The 12530-nt window shown below is 67.8% G+C and carries 12 protein-coding genes and 1 pseudogene; 10 read left to right on the top strand and 3 right to left on the bottom strand.

Annotation, left to right across the window (positions count from 1 at the left end; genetic code table 11):
* Nucleotides 1–104: 104 nt before the first annotated feature.
* Nucleotides 105–524 (top strand): annotated as a pseudogene (locus ABZV38_RS13475) (LD-carboxypeptidase); the annotation flags it as partial.
* 329 nt (nucleotides 525–853) lie between these two features.
* Here the strand turns inward: ABZV38_RS13475 and ABZV38_RS13470 are convergent.
* The 3 genes from ABZV38_RS13470 to ABZV38_RS13460 form a co-directional block, all read right to left on the bottom strand.
* Nucleotides 854–1228 carry a type II toxin-antitoxin system VapC family toxin gene (locus tag ABZV38_RS13470; protein WP_356326939.1) on the bottom strand — a complete coding sequence of 125 codons (375 nt, stop codon included), beginning with the start codon at nucleotides 1226–1228 and terminating at the stop codon, nucleotides 854–856.
* Complete coding sequence (locus tag ABZV38_RS13465) at nucleotides 1228–1470, bottom strand: type II toxin-antitoxin system prevent-host-death family antitoxin (RefSeq protein ID WP_356326938.1); 243 nt, start codon at nucleotides 1468–1470, stop codon at nucleotides 1228–1230. The genes ABZV38_RS13470 and ABZV38_RS13465 overlap by 1 nt, the downstream gene beginning before the upstream one ends.
* Nucleotides 1471–1648: 178 nt before the next feature.
* Nucleotides 1649–3373 carry a glycoside hydrolase family 18 protein gene (locus tag ABZV38_RS13460; RefSeq protein WP_356326937.1) on the bottom strand — a complete coding sequence of 575 codons (1725 nt, stop codon included), beginning with the start codon at nucleotides 3371–3373 and terminating at the stop codon, nucleotides 1649–1651.
* Between the two features lie 667 nt (nucleotides 3374–4040).
* On the opposite strand from ABZV38_RS13460, the gene ABZV38_RS13455 reads away from it, so the two are divergent.
* The 9 genes from ABZV38_RS13455 to ABZV38_RS13415 all read left to right on the top strand — a co-directional run bounded on the left by ABZV38_RS13455 (nucleotide 4041) and on the right by ABZV38_RS13415 (nucleotide 12499).
* Entirely contained in the window at nucleotides 4041–4907 is an 867-nt protein-coding gene (locus tag ABZV38_RS13455) for a hypothetical protein (protein WP_356326936.1), read from the top strand.
* Nucleotides 4908–5061: 154 nt separating this feature from the next.
* Nucleotides 5062–5769 carry a Flp pilus assembly protein CpaB gene (cpaB, locus tag ABZV38_RS13450; protein ID WP_356326935.1) on the top strand — a complete coding sequence of 236 codons (708 nt, stop codon included), beginning with the start codon at nucleotides 5062–5064 and terminating at the stop codon, nucleotides 5767–5769.
* A gap of 7 nt (nucleotides 5770–5776) precedes the next feature.
* Complete coding sequence (locus ABZV38_RS13445) at nucleotides 5777–7078, top strand: AAA family ATPase (RefSeq protein WP_356326934.1); 1302 nt, start codon at nucleotides 5777–5779, stop codon at nucleotides 7076–7078.
* A gap of 3 nt (nucleotides 7079–7081) precedes the next feature.
* Complete coding sequence (locus tag ABZV38_RS13440) at nucleotides 7082–7504, top strand: TadE/TadG family type IV pilus assembly protein (protein WP_356326933.1); 423 nt, start codon at nucleotides 7082–7084, stop codon at nucleotides 7502–7504.
* A gap of 3 nt (nucleotides 7505–7507) precedes the next feature.
* Nucleotides 7508–7882, top strand: coding sequence for a TadE/TadG family type IV pilus assembly protein (locus tag ABZV38_RS13435; RefSeq protein ID WP_356326932.1), 375 nt, complete (start codon nucleotides 7508–7510; stop codon nucleotides 7880–7882).
* Between the two features lie 60 nt (nucleotides 7883–7942).
* Nucleotides 7943–9280 (top strand): CpaF family protein, encoded by a 1338-nt coding sequence (locus ABZV38_RS13430; RefSeq protein ID WP_030969285.1) that lies wholly within the window; start codon nucleotides 7943–7945, stop codon nucleotides 9278–9280.
* A gap of 10 nt (nucleotides 9281–9290) precedes the next feature.
* Nucleotides 9291–10229 carry a type II secretion system F family protein gene (locus ABZV38_RS13425; RefSeq protein ID WP_356326931.1) on the top strand — a complete coding sequence of 313 codons (939 nt, stop codon included), beginning with the start codon at nucleotides 9291–9293 and terminating at the stop codon, nucleotides 10227–10229.
* Nucleotides 10230–10243: 14 nt separating this feature from the next.
* Nucleotides 10244–11131, top strand: a complete 888-nt coding sequence (locus ABZV38_RS13420; RefSeq protein WP_356326930.1) for a DUF5936 domain-containing protein — start codon at nucleotides 10244–10246, stop codon at nucleotides 11129–11131.
* Nucleotides 11132–11182: 51 nt separating this feature from the next.
* Nucleotides 11183–12499 (top strand): histidine kinase, encoded by a 1317-nt coding sequence (locus ABZV38_RS13415; RefSeq protein WP_356326929.1) that lies wholly within the window; start codon nucleotides 11183–11185, stop codon nucleotides 12497–12499.
* The last annotated feature ends 31 nt before the right edge of the window (nucleotides 12500–12530 follow it).

The following is a 12530-nucleotide window of genomic DNA, read 5'->3' as shown; positions in this document are numbered from 1 at the left end:
CATGATCCTGCTCTGTCTGGCCGGTTACGCCCGACCGCTCCCCGGGCGAGCCCTCGCGGAGACCGCTTGAAACCCACAGATGCGAGCGAAGAGCCTGAAAATGCATGGACGGCTCGGGACATGTCAGTGCTGTCGCCGCCGCGCGCGCAGACGAACTGATGTCGCTGCTGACCGATCCCGAAATCCGTGCTGTGGTACCGCCCTGGGGCGGGGAGCTGGCGATTGACCTCTTGCCGCTGCTCGACTGGGACCAACTGCGCGTCGCTGAACCGACCTGGCTCGTGGGGTTCTCCGATCTGTCGACCATCATCACCCCGCTGACCCTCCTCACCGGGACCGCGACCATTCACGGCAACAACCTCATGGACACTCCTTACCGGACCCCTGACGGGCTGGTCTCCTGGCTCGACATCGTCAGCGCACCACGGGGGCACCAGTTCACACAGATCCCGCCTGGCCACCACAGATCCACTGGCTGGGACGACTACGCCGCCCAGCCCGAGGTACGGGAATTCACGCTCGATGCCCAAGGTCTGAGTGAGTTCGCTCCGCGTTAGGGCTGTCCCGTCAAGGCCTGCGGGGCAGCCGTCAGTGATGCCGGGAGCTGCGTCGGCCGACGGCTGGCAAGGGACTAGGGCCTCTCGTTTGGATCAGGCTGGGCTCGCGGGGTCTGGCACGCACATCTGCCGCGTTGTCGTCGGTCTTCCCCAAGTTCTCGGCTTCGCTCGCGCAGGGGAGACCCCATTCGCTCCGCGTGGGCTCCCCCTCCGCCTTGCAGCTGCACGCACCACGGTGACATCAGCCGCTCCGCAGCGGGCCGCTCCCTGATCCAGCCTGATCCAAACGAAAGACCCTAGACGTCCATGACCGGGACGTCGTAGTGCGGGATCCATTTGTCCCGGGTGACGATCGTCATTCCTTCGGTCCGGGCCTGCGCGATCAGTATCCGGTCGAACGGATCCCGGTGATGGGCCGGCAGCCTGCCCGCCCGCACTCCGTGCCCCGCAGTGATCGGCAGCGGTGTGAACTGGCTGTCCCGGACCCGTTCCGCCAGGTCCTCCGGCCCGTCCAGTTTGCCGAGCGACTGCTTGATGGCGATTTCCCAGGCAGAGACCGCGCTGACGTACACCGACGGTTCCGTATCGAGCAGGTCCTTGACTTCCCCGGAGAGTTCGGAGGAGTCGTCGAGCCACCAGAGGATCACATGCGTGTCGAGAAGTAGCCGCATCACGGCATCCCGAAGGCGTCGGCGATCTCGCCGGGCAGCTCGTCGAAGTCGGCGGCGAGGTGGATCCGCCCCTTCAGGGATCCGCGCCCTGTCCGCCTGACCTTGGGACGTAGCGGAACCACCTTGGCCACTGGCTCGCCGGCCTTGCTGATCACGACTTCCTCGCCGGTGGCGACCTGTTCGAGGATGCGCGAGAAGTGGGTCTTGGCCTCGTGCACGTTGTACTGGCGGGCTGCTTCCATGGCTGCCTCACACTATGGATCGACGGGTGGACTAAGTACTGGACTAAGCGTAGAGCCAGCATAGCGCACACGCAGCAGCGCCGCCGGGGGAGCGGCGGCGCTGCTGGTCAGGATGTATGGGGTGTGGGGTGAAGGGTATACGGGCGCCGCACCAGGCACCCGTACACCCCCGCACCGGCTACGGCAGGCCGTGCACGTGCGGGCCCACCGCGTTCGACCAGGCGTTGCCCGACTTGGCGTCCCAGTTGGTCGACCAGGTCATCGCGCCGCGCAGACCCGGGTACGTCCTGGACGGCTTGAACGAACCGCAGTTCGTGCCGCGGGCCAGGCAGTCCAGGGCGTTGTTCACGATCGTGGGGGAGACGTAGCCGCTGCCCGCACCACTGGTCGAGGCCGGCAGTCCGAGCCCGACCTGGGCCGGCGAGAGGCCGCCCTCCAGCTGGATGCAGGCGAGCGCGGTGAGGAAGTCCACCGAGCCCTGCGAGTAGACCTTGCCGTCGCAGCCGAGCATCGAACCGCTGTTGTAGTACTGCATATTGACGACGGTCAGGATGTCCTTGATGTTGAGCGCCGTCTTGAAGTACTCGTTCGACGTCGACTGCATGTCGATGGTCTGCGGCGCCATCGTGATGACGAGCTTGGAGCCCGCCTTCGACGAGAGGGACCTGAGCGCCTGCGTCATGTACGTGGAGTTGAGGCCGTTCTCCAGGTCGATGTCGACGCCGTCGAAGCCGTACGTCTGCATCAACGAGTACACGGAGTTCGCGAAGTTCGTCGCGGAGGCGGCGTCGTTGATCGAGACGGTGCCGTTCTGGCCGCCGATCGAGATGATCACGGACTTGCCGGCCGCCTGCTTGGCCCTGATGTCGGCCTTGAACTGGTCGACGGTGTAACCGCCGAGCCCCGCCGAGTCGAGGTTGAAAGTGACACCGCCCGGCGTGCCGGTCGCGTCGGCGAAGGAGACCGCGATGATGTCGTAGTTGGCTGGCACATCGCTGATCTTCTGGACGGTGGCGCCGTTGTTGAAGTTCTGCCAGTAGCCGGTCACCGCGTGCTTGGGCACGGTCCCGCCACCCCCGCCGCCGCCCGTGGCCGAGGTGGTACCGGTCACCGCCGCGGACTTGGCGGACTCACCGGCCGCGTTGGTCGCGGAGACCTGGAAGGAGTACGAGGTCGAGGCGGTCAGTCCCGTCACGGTCGCCGAGGCTCCGCCCACCGACTGCACCTTGGTGCCGTTCCGGTAGACGTTGTAGCCCGTCGCGCCCGATACCGCGTTCCAGGACAGGGCCACGGAGGACGAGGTCACGGAGCCCACCGCGAGACCCGCCGGGGTGGCGGGCACGGTCGGCGCCGGGTCACCGCCGCCCCCGCCGTCCGGGCCGGTCACGGAGATGTCGTCGGCGAGGTAGGGGGCCTGCCCGTACCAGCCGTGGAGGTACACGGTCACCGAGGTGGTGTTCGGGCCGGTCGTGAAGCTGGTGGAGAGCTTGGTCCAGCTGCTGGAGTCGGGGGTCCAGGTCGACACATCGGTCGTTCCGGTGCCGGTCGCGCCGATGTACGTGTATCCGCCCTGCACCCAGCCGCTGAGCGCGTACGTGGAGCTCGGCTTCACGGCCACGGCCTGCGTGCACTGGGCGTTGTCCTGCCCGGCCGGGGTCGCCTTCAGGGCCGCGGCGCCCCCGTGCACGGGGGAGGAGACGGTGGTGCCGCTGCCGTTGGAACAGGTCCAGTTGGCGAGTCCGGACGCGAAGCCCGCGTTCTTGGCGTTGTTGACGTCGGCGGCCTGGGCGGTGCCGACGAGGCCGGTGACGGTCAGCGCTCCTGCGGCGACGACGGCCATGAGGGCGCCGAGGACCGGGCGGACGCGGCGTCTGCCGTGCCGGGTGCCGGGTGTGCGTTCCACTTGCTTGCCTCCGTGGGGGAGTTGGGGATGCAGAGGGATGCATCGGGATGCAGGCGGGTGTCGGAGGTGTGACGCGCGGGTGAACGTGAAGGGAGTGGAGGTGAGTTGAGGAACGGTGGCCACCGCTTGCCGCTAAGCTGGTCCAGACCAATAGAGTTGTCAAGACCTCTGGCGATTACGGGTTCCGGCGAGGGGGAAGGAAGGAGTGCGTCGGCCGGGGCCCGGACCGCCTCCGGGTGGCCCTTCCGCGGTCCAACGGGCGGCATTCATCGGGGAGTCGGGTGAGCGGCCCGGCAGGTGCAGGTGGGGGTGGTCGGACGGTGACGGATTTCGCTCCGTCGGAATGGGGATCCGGCACGCTGAGATCCATTCTGACGTGCGCTAATGAATTCAGGCCGACGAAAATCGGAACGCGTTTTGGTAACCCTCCGCAGTGGTACAGGAGTTAACCACTCTCTGTTTCGCCCGATTTCGCACCCGGCTGTCGCCCGCCTGTCGCGAGGGTGTTGCCCGGATGTAGCTGTACTGGTCCACGAAAGGTGTTCTCTGGCTGGTAAGACGTGGATAAAGTGCTGTGGCAGGAGCACGGAGCAGGAGCGATTGCGGCCGCCGTCAGCGCGACGGTGGCCGGAGCCGAACGGGGAACAGCGTGCCGACCGCAATAGCAGTGACCAGTGCTGATCTTGTGCTGCCACCGACCGATCAGCAGACACCGACGGCGGCCTTGCTGCAGGCTCCGGAAGACCAGACGATGGATCTGGCGATCAGTGACATGCATGTGCTGCTGGAGCAGCACGGCTATGTCGTCGCCGTCTACTCGGCCGGTCTGCCGGTAGCCCACGAGCGCCGGCTGCATTCCGTCAGATCGGTGCTGGAGAGCGACCGCATCGCCCTGCTCAAAGTGGATCTCCCGCCGCTCGGCATCGCCGTACTGGTCAGGCAGTTGCGCCAGTTGTCGATCTGCGACTTCAGCCCGGGAGTGGTCGCCTCTGCCGCCCGGCTGATGCCGCACTACATCTACGCGGGCGCCCTGCTGAACTCGGTCACCAAGCTGGACCGGGTTCCGGTCAGCCTCAAGACGCATGCCAAGTCATGGGTGCCGGGCTCCCAGTTCGCCGTGGTCGCGGGGCCGAATCCGCAGCTCGTCAAGGTCGGCCCGGCCGTGGAGCCGCCCACGGGGCCGGAGTTCGGAACGCATCTGCTGATCGCCAAGGGCCAGTCGCAGTCGGACTGGGTGCACAAGACTCTGGCTCCCGCCTGGAAGGTCCAGGCCATGCAGGAGGTCACTCTGCCTTCTGACTCCTCCCGCTGGTGGGGAACCGGAAAGCTGGTGGAATTTGCCGCCTATCTTCCGGACATCTCCCTTCTGTACCAACTGGTGTCCTCCGTAAGGCGCGAGAACTGTCACTGGTGCGGAATGGAACTCATCGGGGATCGTTGTGGATTCTGTTCCTCGCCACTTCCCCCACCCGAGAACCGAATGCAGCCCGGAAGTGTCCTGAACCAAGGAGCGGCCGTGCAGCCACGGTCGTGACGTCCCTGCATTTCCGCAACACGCGTAGATGCAGCCGTAGTACAGGCACAGTCCCAGCCACGAATCCCGACCGATTCCCAGACGTACGCCCAGCCACCGCGCATCCTTCTGTCCGCTGCCCCACGCATCCGATACGAACGAGGTTGTCCGGCCCATGAACTCCCGCCAGCGCCGCGGCGTGATACTCCTGCTCCTGTCGGTCCTGTGCGCCTTCGGCGCCTTCGCCGGCGTGCTCTCGGTGATCAGTGACGTCAACTCGAAGGTCGGCCCCGAGGTGCCGGCCTACCAGCTGAAGTCCGACATCGCCCCCTACACGGCGCTGTCCTCCGGACAGTTCGAGAAGATCAAGATGCCGAAGCGCTGGCTGTCGACCAACGCCGTGACCGACCTCTCCGAGGTCAACGGAAAGATCGCCGTCACACAGTTGCGCAAGGGCTCGCTGCTCCAGTCGGACATGATGCAGAAGAGTCCCGAACTGCAGCCCGGTGAGCAGGAGATCGCCATCATGATCGACGCCGCCACCGGCGTCGCCGGCAAGATCACCCCCGGTGCGACGGTCAACATCTACGCCACGTTCGCCGGCGAGCAGGACGGCGCCCCGTCCCAGTCGAAGGTCATCGTCTCCAACGCCAAGGTGCTGGACGTCGGCAAGCTGACCGCCCTGGAGCCCGGCCGGGAGGCCAAGTCGAACATGGGCACCGAGGCCGTCCCCATCACGTTCGCGCTCAACACGCTCGACACCCAGCGCATCGCCTACGCCGAGTCCTTCGCGGAGCACGTACGCCTCGCGCTCCTGGCCTCCGGCAGCGACAGCACCATCCGTCCGGGCGACCGCACCTACACGCTCGACAAGGACAAGTGAGGATCGAATGACCACAAGGATCCTCCCGGCCGTCGGTGACCCCGACGCGGCCAGATCCGTCACCACCCTGCTCAGCCAGCTCCCCGACGCGGAGCCGGCCGCACCGGTCGGCGACTCGACTCAGCTCATCGACACCCTCGCCCGCCTCGCGGGCGAGTCGCTCGACGAGCTGCCCGAGGTCGTGCTGGTCCATGAGCGGATCGGTCCGGTGCCGGCTCTGGAACTGATCCGGGAGGTTTCCCTGCGCTTCCCCGCCATCGGGGTCGTGCTGATCACCGCGGATGCCAGCCCCGGGCTGTTCTCCGCGGCGATGGAGTCGGGCGCCCGTGGCCTGGTCACCCTGCCGGTGAGTTACGAGGAACTCGCCAACCGGGTCCAGTCCGCCGCCCAGTGGTCCGTCGGGGTCCGCCGCCACCTGGGCACCGGAGGCGACGTCTTCACCGGCCCCGGCGGCACCGTCATCACGGTCAGCGGCGCGAAGGGCGGCGTGGGGGCGACTGTCACGGCGGTCCAACTCGCCCTGGCGTCACAGGCGTCGGGGCGTACGGTCGCGCTGGTCGACATGGACCTCCAGTCCGGCGACATCGCCTCGTACCTCGACGTGCAGTTCCGGCGCTCCATCGTCGACCTGGCAGCGATCGCTGACATATCACCCCGCGTCCTCTCCGACGCCGTGTTCAGCCACAGCACCGGGCTCGCCCTGCTGCTGGCGCCCGGCGAGGGCGAGCGCGGTGAGGAAGTCAGCGACCGGTCGGCCCGCCAGATCGTCAGCGCCCTGCGTTCGCGGTACGAGGTGGTGGTCATCGACTGCGGCAGCCAGCTCCAGGGAGCAGCCGCGGCAGCCATCGAAATGGCCGACACGGCACTGCTGGTCACCACCCCGGACGTGGTTGCGGTGCGCGGCGCGAAGCGCACCGTACGGATGTGGGAGCGGCTCCAGATCCGCAAGGCGGAGGAGACGCTCACCCTCGTCAACCGGTTCATCCGCAACACCGAGATCCAGCCGCCGCTGATCGAGAAGATCACCGGGACCCGGATGGCGAACACGGCCGTTCCCGCGAACTTCAAGGAACTCCAGGGCGCCGTCGACGCGGGCCGGATGCACGAACTCGACGCCAAGAGCACGGTGAAGCAGGCGCTCTGGGGCCTGGCCGGAGAGCTGGGGATCGTGAAGGTCCCCGGTGGCGGGGACAGGAGCGGCGGGAAGAACGCCGGAAAGTTCAAGAACGACCGAGGCTCGATCGGACGCCCGCGCAGACGGCGCGACGGTGACTCCGGGGGCCGTGGGACGACCGAGGGGACACGTTGACCAATGGCAACCACCGAGACGAGAGGCCTGAGGATACGGAGGAGGCGTGACGGTGATCCCTCCCGCGATCGGGACCGCGGCCAGACCGCGATCGAGTTCGTGGGCGTCACGCCGCTGATCATCCTGTTACTGATCGCGCTCTGGCAGTGCGCCCTGATCGGCTACACGTTCAGCCTGGCGGGCAATGCTGCGGACGAGGCGGCGCGGGCGGGCACCGGGGCGGAGTTCCTCCCGACGCTGGCCTGTAAGCGTGCCGCACGGGAGGACCTGCCGGACGCCTGGGAGAGCAAGTCGAGAACGCGCTGCCAGGCGACGCCCGGTCTGTACAAGGCCGAGGTCAACCTGAAGGTGCCGGTCCTGGTGCCCGGCGTACTCAACTGGCCGATGACGATCACCGGCGAAGCCGCGTCGCCGACGGAGGGCTGACCGATGTCGAAACGCACAGGCACATCCCGCCGCGACCGTGGCCAGGTGGCCATCGAGTACATGGGCTTCATCCCGCTGCTGCTCCTGGTGGGTCTCCTGGCGATCCAGCTGGGCGTGGCCGCGTACACGGCCAACCAGGCCGGCACGGGCGCCCGCGCGGCGGCCCGCACCGCCAGCCACGACATGCCGCCCATGCTTCCCGACGAGGCGGGCCGGGAGGCGATGAGCGACTGGCTCGCCGGCCCCGACGTCGCGAACTTCACCCCGAGCTACGGCATCGACGAGGTGACCTACACCGCGCGCGTCAAGATCCCCTCCGTCGTCCCTGGACTCAGCTGGGGCTACGCCGAGCGAAGCTCCACCTTCCCCCGGGAGTGACCGAGCCCCGCATCGCGCGGCCGGAGCGCCATCTGCACGTCGGACCAAGGGAGTTACGGAATGAGCCTGCGGGCCCGCATCACCGCCCCCGAGAAGAACAGCGGGGGGCGGGAGGACAGCCACATGGTGGCCACCTACCGCGCCAAGCTGCTCGAGGAGATCGACCTCGCGGAGATGTCCTCGCTGGCCGCCGCCGACCGGCGGGCCCGCCTGGAGCGCGTACTCAGCCACATCATCAGCCGTGAGGGCCCGGTCCTCTCGACCGTCGAACGCACCCAGCTGATCCGCCGGGTCGTCGACGAGGCCCTCGGCCTCGGCATCCTGGAACCGCTCCTCGAGGATGCGTCCATCACCGAAATCATGGTGAACGGACCGGACCAGATCTTCGTGGAGCGCAGCGGCAAGGTCGAGCAGCTCCCGATGCGGTTCGGGTCGCACGAGCAGCTGATGCAGACCATCGAGCGCATCGTGTCGACCGTCAACCGCCGGGTGGACGAGCAGAATCCGATGGTCGACGCGCGACTGCCCAGCGGTGAGCGTGTCAACGTGATCATCCCGCCGCTCTCCCTGACCGGTGCGACGCTCACCATCCGACGGTTCCCGCGTGCGTTCACGCTCCAGGAGATGATCAACGTCGGCTCGCTCGACGAGCAGATGCTGATCCTGCTGTCCGGGCTCGTGCAGGCCAAGCTCAACATCATCGTCTCCGGCGCCACCGGTACGGGTAAGACGACGCTCCTCAACGCGCTCTCCGGTCTGATCCCGAACCATGAGCGCATCGTCACCATCGAGGACTCCGCCGAGCTCCAGCTCCAGCAGAGCCATGTGATCCGGCTGGAGTCCCGCCCGGCGAACGTCGAGGGGAAGGGACAGATCACCATTCGTGACCTGGTCCGCAACTCCCTGCGTATGCGGCCTGACCGGATCGTCGTCGGTGAGGTCCGTGGCGGAGAATCGCTCGACATGCTCCAGGCGATGTCGACGGGTCACGACGGCTCGCTCGCCACTGTCCACGCCAACAACGCCGAGGACGCGCTCATGCGTCTGCAGACCCTCGCCTCGATGTCGGAGATCAAGATCCCGTTCGAGGCACTGCACGACCAGATCAACAGCGCCGTCGACGTCATCGTCCAGCTCACCCGGCACGCCGACGGCTCCCGCAAGGTCACCGAGATCGCCGTCCTCGACTCGCACGGCCGCGACGCCTACCGCATCGTGTCCGTCGCCCGGTTCAACGCCCAGCCGATGGCCGCCGACGGGCGGATCTACGGGCAGTTCCAGTACCTCCCGCTCCCGCGCAAGATCGCCGACCGTCTCTACATGGCCAGCCAGCCCATCCCGCAGGCCTTCGGAGTCGCCGCGTCCGACGAACAGCTCGCCACCCGAGAGGCCAAGTAGGTACCGCGCCATGAACAATCTCCCTCTGCTCACGATCGGCGTCACACTGCTCTTCGGGGTGACAGGCGTCATGGGCCTGCACGCCTACTCCGGCGGGAAGGCGGACCGGGACGCCCTCGTCGACCGCTTGTCGCACACCGGTCAGATCCCGGCAGCCGGGCGACAGCACCGCTTCCAGGGCGTCGACCGCAGGCTGCGCAAGACGGGCCTGGGCCGCAGGCTGGAGCTGAAGCTCGCCGCCACGGGTCTGGAGATCACCCCGGGCGAGTTCTTCGTCTACGCGCTCATCGCCATGGCCGGACTCTGGATGGCCGCCTCGTCGATCCTCGCCAGCTTCTTCGGCCCGGTCGCGGCGCTCGTCGGCCTCTGGGGCACCAATGCCTTCCTGAACTGGCAGCGGACCAAGCGCACCGAACGCTTCATCAACCAGCTTCCCGAGCTCTCCCGCATCCTCGCCAACGCCACCCAGGCCGGCCTCGCCCTGCGCACCGCCATCAGCATGGCGGCGGACGAGATGGAGGATCCGGCGGGCGAAGAGCTGGCCCGCGTCGCCCGCCGCCTCGCCGTCGGTGAATCGCTCGACGACGCGATGAGCGAGCTGACCGACCGGCTGCCGTCGCGCGAGCTCGTCGTCCTGGTGACGACCCTGGTCCTGTCCAACCGGGCCGGCGGTACGGTCGTCAGCTCGCTGCGCAACCTCACGGAGACGCTGGAGGAGCGCAAGGAGACCCGGCGTGAGGTCAAGACGCAGCTGTCACAGGTGACCGTCACGGCCTACGCCGTCCCGGTCTTCGGCTTCGGCGCGATGCTCCTGATGAACGCGGTGATGCCGGGCGCACTCGACCGGATGACCGGCGCCCTCATCGGCCAGGTCGCCGTGATCGTCTCCCTTGTCCTGTACACGATCGGATTCATCGTGATCCGACGCATGTCACGTATCGACGTCTGAGGGGAGGGGCTGACATGGACCTGTTGCTTGCGCTCGTCGTAGGTCTCGCGGTGTTCGGAGCCATCGCCGGCATCCGTATGTACCGGGCCGACGCCAAACTCCCCGGCGACCTCGCCATCGCCCTGGAGGTCGGCGCCACCCGCACCAGTGCGGTGGGTTCCGGCATCGACCGTCTGGGCATGCGCTGGGCCCCCATGGTGCTGAGGATGATGGGCCCCAAGGCGGTCAACAAGAAGCGCCGCCAGATCGACATGGCGGGCAACCCCGGCGGTCTGACCATCGACCGCTACGCCGCCCGCCGGTTCGTCTACGGTGCCCTCGGCCTGCTCGGCGCCTTCTCGATGATCCTGCGCGGCCAGCTCTTCCTTTCCCTTCTGCTGGTCGGCTTCGGTCTGTTCTGGGTGGAGGTCGGCATCTGGTCGGCGGTCCGGGTCCGCAAGGACCACATCGAGCGGACGCTTCCCGACTTCCTCGACGTGCTGGCCGTCGTCGTCTCGGCGGGCCTCGGCTTCCGCCAGGCACTGGGGCGCGTCGCCGACAAGTACGAGGGCCCGTGGGCCGACGAACTCCGCATCACCCTGCGCCAGATGGACATGGGCGTCAGCCGTCGCCAGGCCTTCGAGGAGCTGCGCAAGCGCAACGACTCGGAACAGGTCGCGATGTTCGTGACCACGCTCCAGCAGGGAGAGGAGCTGGGTGCGCCGATCGTCGACACGCTGATCCAGATCGCCAACGACATGCGGCGAACGGACGCCCAGAACGCCCGCCGGAAGGCCGCCAGGGCCGTCCCGAAGGCCACCTTCGCGGTCACGACCTTCCTGCTCCCGGGAACCCTGGTCCTGCTGACGGTCGGCTTCGTCTACGGAGCCGACGTCGACTTCAGTTTCCTCACGGGCGGATGACATGCATGACGGGGATCTTGAGCACGATGACCAGGGGGAGGTGACAGGCTCATGTCGTTCCAGCTCGGCAGTTCACAGGTCGGACTGACCGCTGAGGTGCGTCAGGCGATGGCCGGCCCCGGGGCGCGCCCCGCGTTCGCGCTCCAGCTCAACGCGCTCCAGGCGATGTGCCGTCAGGTCTTCGGGTTCCGGCTCGCGATGATCGCCATAGCCACTCCGTTCGCGATCGACCACACGGCGTCGGGAGCGGCCACCTGGCTGATCGGATCGGCCATCCTCGTCACCTTCATGGGGTCGTATGTCCTCTTCCGGGACTGGGAACGCTTCGGCCCCGTCCTCCTGCGCCACCCCTGGCTGCTGGGCATCGACGCGCTGTTCGGTGCCCTGCTGCTGGTCACGGCCACGCCCGAGTCCACTCTCGCCTACGTGACCGTGTGCACCCCGCTGCTGGCGGGACTCGTCTACGGCTGGCGGGGCGCGGCTGTCTTCGCGGCGCTCCAGACGCTGATCGTCTTCGGTGTGTACGGGACCGACTCCAGGTTGCAGGCGAGCGACGCCACCGCGCTCCTCCTCCCCGGCTTCTGCGTGATCGCGGGCGCTGTCGGGGTCACCCTGCGCAATCTCCTTCTCCGGTTCGGCACGGCCAGCCAGGCGCTCACCGAGACCAGGGCCCGGCTGGCCGTCAACGAGGCCGTGGAGGGCGAGCGCACCCGGCTCGCCCGGGAGATGCACGACTCGGTGGCCAAGACCCTGCACGGTCTGGCCCTGGCCGCCGAAGGCCTGGCCGGCTCCTCCGACCGGATGGACCCGCTCACCGTCAAGCACCAGGCCGAACTGGTGGCCCGCTCCGCCCGCCGGGCAGCGGCGGAATCACGGGAGCTGCTCTCCGACCTGCGCCGCGACTCCGGACTCGACGGCGGTGTGGATGTCGTCTCCGAACTCCGGGCCAGGGCCGACGACTTCACCCGACGCCACGGGCTCACGGCCACCTTCCGCATGCTCAACGAAGCCCCGGTCCCGCTCGTGCCGCAGGTGGTCGCCCGCCAGCTGCTCACTGTCGCCTCCGAAGCGATGGAGAACGCCCATCGCCATGCCGACCCGACCTATCTCATCGTGTTAGCCGGCGTGAAGGGTGACGTCCTGCGCGTCAGCGTCTACGACGACGGGCGCGGTCTGCCCGCGGGCACCACGCTCGACGACCTCAAGCGCGCGGGCCACTTCGGCCTCGTCGGGATGGTCGAACGCGCTGCGTCGATCGGAGCCCGTATCCGCATCGGCAAGGGCAAGGCGGCCAAGGGCACCGAAGTCCGCCTCGAACTTCCGGTGGCCGCTCTCGCAGCTGGTCCGCAGACACCACAACTGAACTGACAGAACCGACCCGCTCCAACTCACCCCCCAA

Source organism: Streptomyces sp. NPDC005181, assembly GCF_040608395.1.
GTDB lineage: Bacteria > Actinomycetota > Actinomycetes > Streptomycetales > Streptomycetaceae > Streptomyces.
Note: the sequence above shows the minus strand (reverse complement) of the source record. Positions and strands in the feature narration are given on the sequence as shown.